This is a genomic window from Pelagibius litoralis (assembly GCF_011683915.1).
Taxonomy (GTDB): Bacteria; Pseudomonadota; Alphaproteobacteria; order Kiloniellales; family Kiloniellaceae; genus Pelagibius; species Pelagibius litoralis.
Genome location: NZ_JAAQPH010000002.1, coordinates 305,507 through 319,484, shown reverse-complemented (window position 1 = coordinate 319,484; position 13,978 = coordinate 305,507). Strand labels below are relative to the sequence as shown.

Sequence of the window (13,978 nt, the reverse complement as noted above, 5' to 3'; positions counted from 1 at the left end):
TTGACCAATTGGTCAGGTTTTAGAAACTCCAAGTGCCTGCCGCGGGCCAAAGAAGCCCGCAGACGAACGATCGATAGAGGATGGCCCCGGCCGATGAGCGAAACGGCAACGAAAGAAAACCTCGGCAAAGAGGTTGAGAAGGAGGAGACCGGTCCGGGCCATATCCGGCTGCGCAACCGGGCGCTCATCCTGCAGGCCGCCGAAGAGGTCTTTGCCGAACAGGGTTACCGCGGGGCGACCACCGCCGCCATTGCCGAGCGCGCCGGCCTGCCCAAGGCCAACGTCCATTACTACTTCGGCACCAAGGAAACGCTCTACCGCGCCGTGCTCGACGACATTCTGGCGCTCTGGCTGGGTGAGCTCGACCGCCTGACCGAGGACAGCGACCCCGCCGAAGCCCTGGCCGACTACATCAAGGCCAAGGTCGTTCACTCCCGTGAACGGCCCCTCGCCTCACGCGTCTATGCCAACGAAATGATCCGCGGCGCCAAGCACACCGGCGACTTTCTGAAGAACGATCTGAAAAGCCTGGTGAAGCGCAAGTCGCGGGTGCTGGAAAGCTGGGTGGCGCAAGGCAAGATGGAACCGATCGACCCGGTTCACCTGTTTTCCGTGATCTGGGCCGCGACCCAGCACTACGCCGACTTCGAGGTTCAGGTCGCCGCCCTGGTGGGGCGGCGCCAGATGACTGCGCGGGATTTTGACGAGGCAGCCGATACCATAGTACGTATGGTGCTGCGCGGCTGCGGTCTGCACTACGGCAAGGCAGCCGAGTAGCCGGACGGGCCGCGCCGGCGGGGCGGTCTCTTCTCAATTCGGCGGGGTAATGGATTATGGCATTGGTGGTGCGCGTCGGGCCGGCGCGGGAAGTCTGGTGGCGCGATACTCTGCAAGACTTGCTGCCGGATGTGGAGTGCCGCCTTTGGGGCGAAGCCGGTGATAAAGACGAGGTCGACTACGCCGTCGTCTGGCAACCGCCTATCGGCGAACTGAAGACCTTTCGCAATCTGAAATGCATCGTTTCCATGGGCGCCGGGGTCGACCACATCCTGCTGCGCGACCCTGATTATCCCAAGCATGTCCCGATCATCCGCACGGTCGGAACCGATCTGCGCCAGCGCATGCGCGAATACGTGGTGCTGCATGTGCTGCGCCTGCACCGCCGCCTGCCGGATATCGAGGCCGGGCAGCGCCGCCACGACTGGGACCAGATCATCACCCCGACCGCACCGGATCGCCGCGTCGGCATCCTCGGCCTCGGAAACATGGGCGCGGATGTCGCCCAGGCCTTGGCGGGTCTCGGGTTTTCGGTGCTCGGCTGGTCGCGGCGGCCCAAGGAGGTCGCGGGGGTGGAGTGCCATCACGGCAGCGCCGGCCTGAGCGACGTCCTGAAACAGAGCGAGATCCTGGTCTGCCTACTGCCCCTGACGGCGGAGACCCAGGGGATCCTTAACAAGGACCTCTTCGCCCGGATGCCCAAGGGCGCCAACCTGATCAACGTGGGCCGCGGCCAGCACCTGGTGGAGGAGGACCTGATCCCGGCGCTTGATTCCGGTCAGCTTTCCCGCGCCACCCTGGATGTGCTCTGCCAGGAACCGCCGGAAACCGATCATCCCTTCTGGGATCATCCGGGCATCCTGCTGACGCCCCATGTCGCCAGCCTTATCGACCCGGCGGCGGGCGCCAAGATCATCGCCGGCAACCTGAAACGCTTCATCGCCGGCGAGCCGGTGCCCGACATGGTCGATGTCGCGCAGGGATATTGACTGCCTGACGCGTGATGATGTTGCAGCGCCGGAACCAGCTGCGCGGGAAACCTGGACAAAATAGGTAAGCCCAAGGTGAAGCTTCTCGTTGAACTTCCCACGTAGTATCTTCCACAGACAGGGAAGTGGTCGTGCCGGGGAAATCATGCGCATTGTTGCGATATCTGCGATTCTGATCGCCACAGGTCTCTGGGCACAGCCTGCTGTTGTGCAGGCTGCCCCCAAGCCCGCTGTGCTGGTGATCGAGGCAGAGACCGGCGCCGTGCTGGAAGCCGAAAACGCAACCCAACCCTGGTATCCCGCCTCCCTCACCAAGGTGATGACCGCTTACATGGTGTTCGACGCGCTGGCCGAGGGCTGGCTGGCGCTGGACGAAAAGGTTCCCGTTTCCGCCCATGCCGCCGGCCAGTCGCCCACCAAGCTGGGCCTCGGCAAGGGCAAGCAGGTCGCGGTGAAGGTGCTTCTCGACGCCATGATCGTCCGCTCGGCCAACGATGCGGCGGTGGTGCTGGCCGAAGCGGTCAGCGGCAGCGAAGAGGCCTTCGCCCGGGCCATGACCCGCCAGGCCTACAAGCTCGGTATGCGGGCCAGCCGCTTCATGAATGCTTCGGGCCTGCCCGACCCGGATCAGGTCACCACGGCCCGCGATATGGCAATCCTCGCCCAGGCTGTCAGGCGCGACTTCCCGGAACACTACGGGCTTTTTTCAAAAACCCAGTTCATGCTCAACCGCAAGGTCCGGCCCACGGTGAACGGCTGGATGGCCGGCTATCCCGGCGCCGACGGTATGAAGACCGGCTTCACCTGCGGTTCCGGTTACAATCTGGTTGCTTCGGTGGAGCGCGATGGGCGCCGTGTGGTCGCGGTGGTCCTGGGCGGCATCAGCAGCGGCGCCCGCAACGGCCGCATGACGAAACTGATGAACGCCGCCTTTGCCGCGCCGGCGCCAGAGGTAGAGACGGAAAACACAGTTCATCTCGGGGCGCTTCCCGCCGCAACCAACGCCACCGCCCCTTACGTTCTGCCCGGCGACAAATGCCCGGTCGCCGTCGCCGTCGGCACCGCCCCGACCGATGGGAAGCTGCCGGGCTGGGGCCTCGTTCTCGGCTCCTTTGCCTCGAAAGCCCAGGCCAACGATGTGGTCAAGGACCAGCAGCAGGCCCTCAAGAGCATTACCAAGAAGGGCCGCCCGGCCGTTGTCGCCAAGCTGCGCCACGATCCGCAACTCTACACGGCGCTGCTGGTCGACCTGGAGCAGCGCGATGCCGGGGAAGCCTGCAAGCACCTCTGGTCGCTGGGGCGCTACTGCCTGGCGGTGCCGCCCAAGCTGCTGAACAATCCGGATACGCTTTGGCGTTAAGCGTTTTCGACTTACGTCGAAGCAGCACCGCGCTTTTCGTAACATTGCCAAACCGCTGGCGTCTCTCTAGCATTCCCTTTGTGGCCTTCATAAAGGACGGCAAGCAAAGAGAACCGCCCCCACCCGGCCAGCCCTTTTTGACATCTCAAGCGGGAGGATACCCATGCGGACATATCGCAAAAGCGGAGTGATTCTGGCGGTTGCAGCCGCAACCCTGTTCTCAGCCGGCGCAGCCATGGCTGCCTGCGACTGGAAGCCTGAGCGGCCTGTAACCTACGTTGTGCCCTGGGGCGCCGGCGGCGGTACCGATGCCAACTCCCGCATGCTGGCCAGCATGATGGAGAAGCACTTCGGCGTGCCCTTCAATGTCGTCAACCGCACCGGCGGCAACGGCGTGGTGGGCCATAGCGCCATCGCCAACGCGGAACCGGACGGCTACACCATCGGCGCGGCAACTGTCGAGATCACGACCATGCATCACGCCGGCCTGACCGAACTGAACCACACCAACCTGACCCCCATCGCCCTGGTCGATATCGTTCCCTCCAGTGTTCTGGTCTCCAAGGATTCAGAGTTCAACAGCCTGAACGACCTGCTGACCTACGCCAAGGCGAACCCCGGCAAGCTGACCGGCTCCGGCACCGCCCAGGGCGGCATCTGGCATCTGGCCCTGGCCGGCATGCTGCAGTCCGAGGGTATGGATCCCGCCGCAATCCGCTGGGTGCCCTCCAACGGTGCCGCCGCGGCCATGCAGGAGCTGGTGGCCGGCGGCGTCGATGTGGCGACCCCCGCCCTTTCCGAAGGCAAGGCGCTGATCGAGTCAGGCGAGCTGAAGGCCCTGGCCTACATGCACGACACCCGCATGGGCGCCCTGCCCGACGTGCCGACCACCAAGGAGCTGCTGGATTCCAAGTGGACCCTGGCAGCCTTCATCAGCGTCAGCGGCCCCAAGGGCATGCCGGAGGAAATCGCCTGCAGCTATGAGAAAGTGGCGATGGAAGCCTTCGGCCAGCAGGACTGGGCCGACTTCAAGGCATCGCGCGGCTCCGAGGTCGTCATGATGGGCGGCAAGGATCTGGCCGTCATGATGCAGGACACCTCCGACAACCTGGGCGCCACCATGAAGGCCATCGGTCTGGCGAAGTAAGACCCTGAACGAAAGAAACGGCCTCTCTTCAGGCAAAGAGGGGCCGTTTCCTTTTCCGTAAGTGCCAGGCAAGGCACAGCTGCAATAGGAAACGGCAGATGAAACTGGGCGACCTTCCGCTCGGGCTGCTGGCCGGGCTGTTCGGTCTGGCCGTGGTGCTGGAGGCGATGAGTTTTCCGGAAATGGGCGGCATGGCCTATGGTCCGGAATTCTTTCCGATCATCGTCGGCGCCGGTTTCTGCCTCTGCGGCCTGGTGCTGATTGCCGGCGACCTGCGCCGGCGCCTGACCGGCAAGCGTGAGGCCCTGGTTTCAGTCGAACCCTCTCTCAAACAGGGCAAGGCCCTGCTGCGTGCCGCTGCGGTATTGGTCACCGTTATCGCCTTCGTGCTGCTGGTGAAACCCTTGGGCTTTCTGCTTACCCTGGCGCTGCTGCTGTTCTTTCTGCTGCGCTGCTTGGCTGCCGGCTGGGGTATCAGCCTCGCGTTGGCGCTCGGCCTTCCTTTCGCCCTGCATTTCTGTTTCACCAGCCTGCTGCGGGTTCCCCTGCCCCGCGGCTTCGTTGAAACCCTGTTGTTCTAGGGCCGGGGCATGATCGAAACCCTTTCTGCCGCCCTGGCCTCGGTTCTGACCTTCGAAGTCCTGCTGACCATCCTTCTCTCGGCCCTCTACGGGCTCTTTGTCGGATCGATCCCCGGCCTGACCGCCACCATGTCGGTGGCGCTGCTGGTCCCCATTACCTTTTTCCTCGACCCCGTTCCGGCGGTCGCCGCCATCGTCACCACCACGGCAACGGCAATCTTCGCCGGCGACATTCCCGGCGCGCTGCTGCGCATTCCCGGCACGCCGGCCTCCGCCGCCTATGTGAACGAGGCCTTCGCCCTGACCCAGAAAGGCGAGAGCGAAAAGGGCCTGGGCGCCAGCCTGGTGACGGCGGCGATCGGCGGAGTGATCGGCGTGCTGCTGCTCACCCTCTTCGCCAACCAGCTGGCCGGCATCGCCGTGCGCTTTTCCTCCATGGAGTATTTCTGGCTCGGCTGCCTGGGGCTGACTTCGGCGGTGGCGGTCGCCAGCGCCTCGGTCCTGCGCTCGGCTCTCTCGCTGCTCATCGGTTTGATGATCTCCACCGTCGGGATCGATATCGCCACGGGCCACCCGCGCTTTACCTTCGGCGCCATCGACCTGCTGGACGGCGTTTCCTTCATCCCGGCGATGATCGGCATGTTCGCGCTCAGCCAGATCCTACGCACCGTCACCTCGGATCTGCAGAGCAAGACCGTCGTCACCAAGATCGGCTCGCTCACCGGCTACATGATCGCCACCGTCCGGCGCTTCTGGCCGAACATCCTGCGCTCCAGCCTGCTGGGCAACGCCCTGGGCGCCCTGCCCGGCGCCGGGGCGGACATTGCCGCCTGGATCGCCTACAGCCTCTCCAAGCGCTTCTCGAAGACGCCGGAGAAGTTCGGCACGGGTTACGAGGAAGGCATCGTCGATGCCGGCTCGGCCAACAACTCCGCCGTCGCCGGTGCCTGGGTTCCGGCACTGGTGTTCGGCATTCCCGGCGATTCCGTTACCGCCATCGGTATCGGCGTCCTGATGCTGAAAGGCATCACGCCCAGCCCGCGGGTGTTCCAGACCGACGGCGACCTGATCTACGCCATCTTCTTCGCCTTTATCATCGCCAACCTGATCATGCTGCCCCTTGGCATCCTGGCAATCCGTTCCGCCCGCCATGTGCTGTCTGTGCCCAAGCGCATCCTCATGCCGCTGATCCTGGCGTTCAGCATTCTGGGCGCCTATGCCGTCGACAACACGACATTTTCGATCTGGGTCATGCTGGTTCTCGGCCTGCTCGCCTACTTCATGGAGAGCAACGATATCCCCATCGCGCCGGCCATCCTCGGTATCGTGCTGGGCAAGGTGATCGAGAAGAACTTCCTGATCACCATGATCAAGACCCAGGGCGACCTGCTGGGCTTTTTCGAGCGACCCATCGCCGCCGGCCTGGGCATCGCCACCGTCGCGCTCTGGGCTTATCTCTGCCTGGGACCGTTGGTGCACTGGATCAGAGAAAAAAGACACTAGATCAAATAAGAAGCGAGGAATCTTGATGAACGACCTTAAGAAGCGTGTGCTGGCGAAAACCCCGACCTACGGCGCCTGGCTGCAATTCGCCTCAGCCAACGTGACCGAGGCGCTGGTCGCCACCGGCTTTCCCCTGGTGCTGATCGACAACGAGCATGCCGGCGCCTCGCTGGAGACCACCCTGGCCATGATGCGGGCGGCCGAGGCCAACGGCGGAGAGGTCATCGTGCGCGTGCCCTCCAGCGATCCGATCTATCTGAAACGGATCATGGAACTGGGGCCGAGCGGGCTGCTGGTGCCGCAGGTCGACACCGCAGAGGAAGCGGCGGCAACGGTCGCCGCCTGCCTCTACCCCCCGCACGGCCGCCGCGGTTTCGCCCGCACGGTGCGGGCCTCGCGCTACGGCCAGATCGCGAACTACGCGAAGGAAGCGCACAAGGACCTGACCATCATGGTTCAGATCGAAACCGGCGAAGCCGTGGCGAATGCGGAGGCGATCGCTTCCGTCGAAGGCGTCGACATGCTGTTCATCGGGCCCTACGACCTCTCCGGCGCGATCGACGAGCTTGGCGCGACCGGCAGCCCTGTCGTGCTGGAGGCCATCGCCAAGGTCGAGGCCGTGGCCAAGGCGCAGAACATCGCCCTCGGCACCGTGCCGCGCGCCAATGCCGACGCCCAGACACTCTTCGACCTGGGCTACACCCTTGTCCTGGGGATTTCCGACATCGGCGCCCTGCGCAATGGCCTGGCGGTCGAGGCCAAGGCGGTACCGGAGTCCGCGCGGTTGATCAAAGCCGGCTAGACGCGAACATCCGTAGCCCTGGCGTCCTCAGTCGCTTTGCTTCTGCGCCTGCCGGTAGGCCGAGTTACTCCGGCAGCTGCCGTCCGGTTTACAGTCGATCCGGGCGCCGTTGCTTTTGGCACAGCCGTAACCGCCGAAGCCGTAAGTGCCGTAGGAATTGCCGCCCTCGCGCTGGCAGTTCACTTCGACCTGCACCCGTGTCGCCTTCACCTCGTTGGCGCCTGGCACGGGCGCGCGGGAATCATCCGCCAACACCGGCACAGCAACAACACCGGCCATCAGGACCGCAGCAGCAAGCATTCGCTTTCGATACGAAATCATAAGAACTTTCTCCGTCAGACTGGCGGCGGAGTCCCGGTCTTGGCGGCAGCCAGGGCCCGGACCAATCCATAGACGTCTAGAGATCTGATGTTTCAGCTTTGGCACTCAGGCCAGCGTTTCTGGTTTCATTTGTGCCGTTGGCACCTCTGTTGTGTTTCCGCCTGTTCCAACAGGTCAGCGGGTCAGCTAGGCTGCCGCTTCTTTCGGATGGATGACATGCGATGACCATGAGCGAGCGGCAGAAGGCCCTGGCGGGCCTGCCCTACGATATTTCAGACCCGGAACTGGCCGCCCAGCGCGCCGCCGTCCGCCGGGCACTCCAGGCCCACAACCAGTCGGTTGCCTTGGAAGAAGACGGCCCCACGCAGGCGCTGCGCGACCTGCTTGGGGCGATGGGCCGCAACGTCTTCATCGAGACACCGTTCCACTGCGCCTATGGCGTGAACCTCTTCCTTGGCGACAATGTCTATATCAATTCAGGCTGCGCGATCCTGGACTGCGGCAAGGTGGAGATCGGCGACGGTTCCATGTTCGGCCCGGCGGTGCAGATCTATACGGCGGTGCATCCGCTCGACCCTGTAGAGCGGGCCAAGGGGACCGAGACCGCAGAAGCCATCACCATCGGCCAGAACGTCTGGGTCGGCGGCGCCGCCGTCCTCTGCCCCGGTGTCATCCTCGGCGATAACGCGGTGGTCGGCGCCGGTTCCGTCGTGGTGAAGGATGTGGCGCCGAACGCCGTCGTGGTCGGCAACCCGGCGAAGGTGGTGCGGCGGCTTACCGGCTGATCCCGCTTCTTCTATGTCCCTAGAGGCCTTGAACCAACTGTCCATTGCGCCTTTGTTGAAGCCTTGACCGACAAAGCTGAAGTACGATGATAGATGAAGCGAATCTAAAGGAATTGGAGTTCACAGACATGAACGACCGTGTCGAAACCGGCTCCTGCTTTTGCGGGGCAATCGCGGCGGAGTTGCGCGGCGAGCCGTTCTGGATCACTTACGACCATGACGACGACTGCCGCCGCGCTACCGGCGGCCCCCTGACCGTCTGGATCGGCGTTCGACCGGCGCAGTTCCGCTTCACAAGGGGCACCCCCAAGACTTTCTCGAAAACGCCGGGGGTAACGCGCAGCTTCTGTGCCGACTGCGGCACCTCCATCGGCTATCGCGACGATGGCACCGCCAACGAGCTTTATCTGAGCATCGGTTTTATGGATGCCCCGGAACGCTTTCCCCCGCAGGCCCATGCGTTCTGGCGTCAGAGACTGCCTTGGGTCGTCTTTGCCGATAACCTGCCCTGCATCGACGGCTACTCCCGGGAAAGGGACCCCGCCGTCGGTTACCCCATTGATCGCAAATGCGGTTAGTTTTTCCCGATTGCTTTCTTAAGAGCGGGAGATAGGCCTGAAAAAAATATGACACCGGAAGAACTGACGGAGCGCCATCCAAAGCTGTTTCATGTCACCGAACCCGGCACCCATAGGAGCATTCGGGAACATGGATTGCTGTCCACCGCCGAGATTCTGACGTTGTTCGAGGTCGAAGCAAAGGAACGCGAACGGTTGATGACCGCTCGCCGGGCGACGGCCATATCGCTGCGTCACCCCCGCCACGGCAGCGCCGTTTTGAACGACAACCTGCCGCTCTCCGAAAAGGCGCTCGAAACCTGTCTTGACGACGGGCTGACGCCCGCGGACTGGCTGCGTATCCTGAACAGCAAGGTGTTCTTCTGGGCCGACGAAGCCGGCCTTCAACGCCTGCTTGGCGCAAGGATGAACCAGGGGCGGCAGAGAGAGGTGCTGGTTTTCGACACGCTGCGTGTCGCTGAAGCCCATCTAGACACGCTCTGCCTCTGCCCGATCAACTCCGGCGCCACCATTCGCAAAGCCGCCCGGCGCGGCCTCTCGACTTTCACCGCCGCCAAGGCCCACAGCTATGCGCAGTGGCGCAAGCTGCGCGGGCGGTCCGACAAGGTGGTCGAGATCACGGTCGACCACGCGGTCCCGCGTGCCGGAGAGTTCCTGACCGATGTCCGGCTAGTGCCGTAAGGACCCTTCTCAGAACGACACGCAGTTGGCGCTGTCCACGCGCATGACGCTTTCCTGGTCGAAGCGCTTTTTGTAGGCGCTGCGGACCGCCTCGATCTTGGTCTCACTATCGTCCGAGGGGACGTAGAGGATCACCAGCACCGCCGAAGTTTCCTTGGTGATGACACCCTTGCTGTTGCGCCACTGGCCGTTGCCGGTGAGGACCGTCAGGCCGTCGGGAAAGCGCGGCGTTACCTCTTCGTCGAGGAAGCCGTTCCACTCCGCATCGGTGACCGGCGAGCCGTCGGGGCGTTCCGTGCCGAAGTAGAGTTCCAACCGCGCCATGGAGAGATAGTCGGCCTGGCAGGTCGGCAGCACCACCTGCGCGGAAGCCGGCGCCGGCACGCTGAAGAAGCCGCCGGCAAGGCCGGCCGCCAACAGGATCGCGGCGAAAACATGCGGAATTCTCATCGAAGCTATCTCCCAAATTACCCAAGTAACCCAGGAACGACTATAGCCCGATCCGCCCGCCCAGCGGCAAGTGAATGCAATGCGGCACTGAGCGAGGGCCCCTTCGAGACGCTTGCTGCGCAAGCTCCTCAGGGTGAAGTCGAACAAACGCCTCATACTGAGGAGGGCCCCACAGGGGCCCGTCTCGAAGTATGAGCCGCGCGATGCCCTACATCAGCCGTGCGGCGCCGGACACGCGGATCGAACTGCCGGGCTCGGCCGGAATCTCCGCGGTCAGGCGCGATTTCATGCCCATGTCCTCGCCCTGGACGATCTCGATGCGCCCACCATGGGGCCAGCCGATGTCGCGCAGGTAACCGGCCAGCGCTGCTGTCGCCGCACCCGTCGCCGGGTCTTCGAGAACACCGCCTGACGCGAAGGGATTGCGGGTATGGAAGTGTTGCTCGGTTTCGGCATAGACCAGGGCAATCGTGACCAGCCCGGCTGCATTCATCAGCTTACGTCCGGCGTCGAGATCATACGACATGGCCGAGAGCGTCGCCCGCTTGGTGAGCGCCAACACTAAATGGGTCGCGCCGCCCTCGGCAAAAGCCGGCGGAATGCGCGGATCGAGGTCATCCTGGTTGAAGCCGAAAAGCGCCAGGGCCTCCTCCACAAGTTCTGCCTTCGCAGGCGCGCTGCGGGTCGGCGGCGACTGCAGGGCGCCGGCAATGATCTCTCCGTCGCGTCGGCCTTCGACCGTAATTTCAGCAGCATTCAGGACCAACGGATAGATACCGTCGCCATTTTGCAGGGCAAGGGCCGCGCCCAAAGCGATGGTTGCATGGCCGCAGAACGGAACCTCGGATTCCGGGGAGAAATAGCGCACGCGCCAGCCCTCGCCATCCTTCGCCGCAAAGGCGGTCTCGGAAAAGCCGACCTCCGCGGCGATACGCTGCATCTCACCTTCGTCGGGCAGATCAGCGGCAATGACCACACCAGCGGGATTGCCGCCGTTTTGGCCATCCGAGAAAGCTGCAATGCGAAGTACCTCCATAACCCTTTCCTCTTCCTGAATCTGCCCGGCCCGCATCTGGTGGGGCCTTTTCGAAGCCACCGCACTTTAGCCCCGCCTCCTGCGTCTTTACAGAAAGCGATGAAGGTGTTTTGCTGGATTCGTCGATGTTTCAAAGGAAAATAGCGTGAAATCCTTACAGAATAAAGGTGTCGCTCTTGATGGTGTCGATGAAAAGCTGATTGCCGCTTTGATCAAGAACGCCCGCTCTTCGATGCGCGATCTCGCGGCCCTGGTCGGCATGTCGGCCCCCAGTGTGACTGAGCGGGTCCGCCGGCTCGAAGACATAGGGGTCATCCGCGGCTTCACCCTCGACCTCGACCCTCAGGCGCTTGGTTACGCGCTGCAGGCCATCGTCAGGATCAAGCCGCTGCCCGGGCAACTGAAAAAGGTGGAGACGCTGATCCAGACGATCCCTGAATGCATGGAATGCGACAAGGTCACCGGCGAAGACTGTTTCATCGCCCGCTTCTGCGTGCCTGAGATCGGCAGCCTGGACGGTCTTCTGGAGGGGTTGGAGGCGCGCGCCGAGACCAACACAGCCATTATCAAAACTTCGCCGGTGCCCCGGCGCCTGCCGCCGCTGCAGGCCGGGCGCAGCTAAGCGCTTGCGGCCCTGACGCCTAAGCCCTGACGCCTTGGCTTTCCGCAACAGCGGATTCCAGAGTGAAGGGCGCCGCGACGGCCGATCCCGCCACCGGCGAAGATTTGTCCGCCGCGCCCCAGCAGACACCATCCGCATCACGCAGCACGCCGGAGGGGCAGGAATAGAGCTTTGGGAAGACCATGAGCTGGGCGACTTCCAGTTCGAAGACCTTTCCCAGCTCGGCCAGCGCCGCCGCCCCCATCGCCGGGTCGGCCCGCACCGACCCCCGTGCCGAAGCATCGATGCGCGGGGTGTGGAAAGCCTGTTCCAGAGTCATGCCGTAATCGAGCAGCAAGGCGGTAAGCTGCGCCGTGCAGGGCACGATGTGGTTCGCCCCCGAAGCGCCGACGGCAAACAGCGCCTCGCCGTCGCGGGTCGCCAGCGTCGGGCACATATTGGAGGAATTGATCCGCTTGCCGCCGGACATCGAGACCGGGTTGCCGGGCCGCGGATCGAAGTAGGAGACCGAGTTGTTCATCAGGATGCCGGTCTGCGGCAGCACCACGCCGCTGCCGAAGCGGTTCAGCAGCGTGTAGGTCAGGGCCACCATGTTCCCCTCCCCGTCCACCGCCGACATGTGGGAAGTGCAGCCGCCCTGCTGCACCAGCCCGACCTTGCCCTTGTGGGTGGCGAAAGCCTGGTCGAGGCCGCGGGCATAGGCAGTCCAGGTGTCCGGCCCGACCGCCTTGCCCGGCGTCAGGTGCTCCTCAACATAGGTCAGCATCTCCAGCAGGCGCGGGCCGCCCGAGGGATCTCCGGCGGTGTGGATATCGGCGCCGCGATGACGGCCGCTGAGCGGAGCGTGCTGTTCCACGGCGTAGTGCGCCAGGTCGTCCAGCGCAATGCGCGAGCCGCCGGCCTGCAGATCGGCCACGACCCGTTCCGCCAGGGCGCCGCGATAGAAACTCTCCGGCCCCTCTGCCGCCAGGGTCTTGAGGGTCGCGGTGAGCGCCGGCAGCGGGCAGTACGTCTCCGGCTGAGGCGGCACACCGTCGGGCAGGTAAATCGCCGCAGCCGCCGGATCGCGGCGCAACAGATCCATCGCAAGCCCCACTTGCAGGGTGGCGTGCCAGTCGACCGGCAGCCCGCGCTCGGCCAGGGCGATGGTCGGCGCCAGCACCTCGGCCCAGGACAGTGCGCCATAATCGGCAAGTGCGGCCGAAAGGCCCGCCACCGCCCCCGGCACGGTGATCGAGCCGTAACCCCGGACGTTGGCTTGGTCCCGAACGCCGGGATAGCCCATCAGGGAGTCGGCCTCTTCCGGGTCCAGCGGATAGTCCGCCGGATCGATGGCCTGTGCCAGGCTGCCCTGGAAGTTCACTACCCGCGCTTGTTTTTCTTTCGCCAGCCAAACCAGAAGAAAGCCACTGCCGCCGAGGCCGCACATCCAGGGCTCGACAACGTTGAGCGCCATGGCACAGGCGACCGCTGCGTCCACCGCGTTGCCGCCCCGGTCCAGCATCGCGGCACCGGCGCGTGCCGCCTGCCAGTGTTGTGCCGCAACGACGCCTTTGCTCGAAGAAACTACCGGTTTGCTTACCTGCCACTGTTCGACGTTTTCGTTCACGCGGGTTAGTCTCCTTGGCTTGAGAATCGTACTGCGGGGATAGAGGGAGAGACTGCATGACCTACGTGATCAATACCATGCCCGATCAGGTTGACGGGGGCCTGCTGGCCAAAGCCGAGCGGGCGGAAACCGCCACCATCGGGCATCGCCGCCACATGGGCTTCGTCGACAAGGATATTCAATGCGTTCTCCCCCGAGAGATCTTCCCAAAACAGCGAACCGCCGGCACGGCGGTTACCCTGGCGCTGCCCGGCCAGGACTCTACCCTACTGCATCACGTCATTGAATTCCTCCGTCCCGGCGACATCCTGGTGATCGACCGGCTGGGCGATCACAAGCACGCCTGCCTCGGCGGCGGTGTCGCGGCGGCCATCAAGGCCAGCGGCTGCCGGGCGGTGATGATCGACGGGCCCTGCACCGACCTGCCGGAGATCGAAGACCTGGCGCTGCCGGTGTGGTGCCGCGGGGTCGCGCCGATTACGACGCGCCTCTATGACATCGGCGGCAGTTTCAATGTGCCGGTCTGCTGCGGCGGTGCCGTGGTGAACCCCGGCGATCTGGTGGTCGCCGATTTCAGCGGCGCGCTGGTCATGCCGCCCGCCGAAGCCGAAGGGGACATCGACTGGGCGCTGGGCAAACAGGAAGGTGAGCTGGAAGGGCACAAGCGATTGTTGGCGGGCGAAAAGCTCGGGGAGCGGACCGGCGCCAGCGCCATGGTTCGCGCCAAGCTGTGACCC

The 13,978-nt window shown here is 64.2% G+C and carries 16 protein-coding genes; 12 read left to right on the top strand and 4 right to left on the bottom strand.

Annotated features, from left to right (window positions below):
- The first annotated feature begins 93 nt into the window (after nucleotides 1-93).
- From HBA54_RS03695 to HBA54_RS03665, 7 genes are all read left to right on the top strand, one after another.
- Entirely contained in the window at nucleotides 94-777 is a 684-nt protein-coding gene (locus tag HBA54_RS03695; protein ID WP_167221471.1) for a TetR/AcrR family transcriptional regulator, read from the top strand.
- 56 nt (nucleotides 778-833) lie between these two features.
- The gene (locus HBA54_RS03690) at nucleotides 834-1,766 is read left to right on the top strand and encodes a 2-hydroxyacid dehydrogenase (RefSeq protein WP_167221469.1); all 933 of its coding nucleotides are present in this window, start codon (nucleotides 834-836) and stop codon (nucleotides 1,764-1,766) included.
- 145 nt (nucleotides 1,767-1,911) lie between these two features.
- Nucleotides 1,912-3,126 (top strand): D-alanyl-D-alanine carboxypeptidase family protein, encoded by a 1,215-nt coding sequence (locus HBA54_RS03685; protein ID WP_167221467.1) that lies wholly within the window; start codon nucleotides 1,912-1,914, stop codon nucleotides 3,124-3,126.
- 163 nt (nucleotides 3,127-3,289) lie between these two features.
- Nucleotides 3,290-4,273: a Bug family tripartite tricarboxylate transporter substrate binding protein gene (locus tag HBA54_RS03680; protein ID WP_167221465.1), complete on the top strand. Its 984-nt coding sequence runs from the start codon at nucleotides 3,290-3,292 to the stop codon at nucleotides 4,271-4,273.
- A gap of 98 nt (nucleotides 4,274-4,371) precedes the next feature.
- Nucleotides 4,372-4,854 (top strand): tripartite tricarboxylate transporter TctB family protein, encoded by a 483-nt coding sequence (locus HBA54_RS03675; RefSeq protein WP_167221463.1) that lies wholly within the window; start codon nucleotides 4,372-4,374, stop codon nucleotides 4,852-4,854.
- Nucleotides 4,855-4,863: 9 nt separating this feature from the next.
- Complete coding sequence (locus tag HBA54_RS03670; protein WP_167221461.1) at nucleotides 4,864-6,357, top strand: tripartite tricarboxylate transporter permease; 1,494 nt, start codon at nucleotides 4,864-4,866, stop codon at nucleotides 6,355-6,357.
- A 25-nt stretch (nucleotides 6,358-6,382) separates the two neighbouring features.
- The gene (locus HBA54_RS03665; RefSeq protein ID WP_167221458.1) at nucleotides 6,383-7,159 is read left to right on the top strand and encodes an HpcH/HpaI aldolase family protein; all 777 of its coding nucleotides are present in this window, start codon (nucleotides 6,383-6,385) and stop codon (nucleotides 7,157-7,159) included.
- Between the two features lie 27 nt (nucleotides 7,160-7,186).
- Here HBA54_RS03665 and HBA54_RS03660 read toward each other — a convergent pair whose 3' ends face one another.
- Entirely contained in the window at nucleotides 7,187-7,480 is a 294-nt protein-coding gene (locus HBA54_RS03660; protein ID WP_167221456.1) for a hypothetical protein, read from the bottom strand.
- Nucleotides 7,481-7,701: 221 nt separating this feature from the next.
- Here HBA54_RS03660 and HBA54_RS03655 point away from each other — a divergent pair, with 221 nt between their 5' ends.
- The 3 genes from HBA54_RS03655 (at nucleotide 7,702) to HBA54_RS03645 (ending at nucleotide 9,524) form a co-directional block, all read left to right on the top strand.
- Nucleotides 7,702-8,265 carry a sugar O-acetyltransferase gene (locus HBA54_RS03655; RefSeq protein WP_167221454.1) on the top strand — a complete coding sequence of 188 codons (564 nt, stop codon included), beginning with the start codon at nucleotides 7,702-7,704 and terminating at the stop codon, nucleotides 8,263-8,265.
- A gap of 128 nt (nucleotides 8,266-8,393) precedes the next feature.
- Nucleotides 8,394-8,843, top strand: coding sequence for a GFA family protein (locus tag HBA54_RS03650; RefSeq protein WP_167221452.1), 450 nt, complete (start codon nucleotides 8,394-8,396; stop codon nucleotides 8,841-8,843).
- A gap of 48 nt (nucleotides 8,844-8,891) precedes the next feature.
- Nucleotides 8,892-9,524 (top strand): DUF7002 family protein, encoded by a 633-nt coding sequence (locus HBA54_RS03645; protein ID WP_167221450.1) that lies wholly within the window; start codon nucleotides 8,892-8,894, stop codon nucleotides 9,522-9,524.
- Between the two features lie 9 nt (nucleotides 9,525-9,533).
- Here the strand turns inward: HBA54_RS03645 and HBA54_RS03640 are convergent, their stop codons facing one another.
- A complete protein-coding gene (locus HBA54_RS03640) occupies nucleotides 9,534-9,974 on the bottom strand; it encodes a DUF3574 domain-containing protein (RefSeq protein ID WP_167221448.1) in 441 nt (146 codons plus the stop codon).
- A gap of 208 nt (nucleotides 9,975-10,182) precedes the next feature.
- Nucleotides 10,183-11,010: a PhzF family phenazine biosynthesis protein gene (locus HBA54_RS03635; RefSeq protein ID WP_167221446.1), complete on the bottom strand. Its 828-nt coding sequence runs from the start codon at nucleotides 11,008-11,010 to the stop codon at nucleotides 10,183-10,185.
- A gap of 145 nt (nucleotides 11,011-11,155) precedes the next feature.
- On the opposite strand from HBA54_RS03635, the gene HBA54_RS03630 reads away from it, so the two are divergent.
- On the top strand, nucleotides 11,156-11,632 hold the full coding sequence (locus HBA54_RS03630) for an Lrp/AsnC family transcriptional regulator (RefSeq protein ID WP_322095971.1): 477 nt from the start codon (nucleotides 11,156-11,158) through the stop codon (nucleotides 11,630-11,632).
- Between the two features lie 19 nt (nucleotides 11,633-11,651).
- Here the strand turns inward: HBA54_RS03630 and HBA54_RS03625 are convergent, their stop codons facing one another.
- A complete protein-coding gene (locus HBA54_RS03625) occupies nucleotides 11,652-13,241 on the bottom strand; it encodes a gamma-glutamyltransferase family protein (protein ID WP_205944387.1) in 1,590 nt (529 codons plus the stop codon).
- 56 nt (nucleotides 13,242-13,297) lie between these two features.
- Here HBA54_RS03625 and HBA54_RS03620 point away from each other — a divergent pair, with 56 nt between their 5' ends.
- Entirely contained in the window at nucleotides 13,298-13,975 is a 678-nt protein-coding gene (locus HBA54_RS03620; protein WP_205944386.1) for an RraA family protein, read from the top strand.
- Nucleotides 13,976-13,978 lie beyond the last annotated feature (3 nt).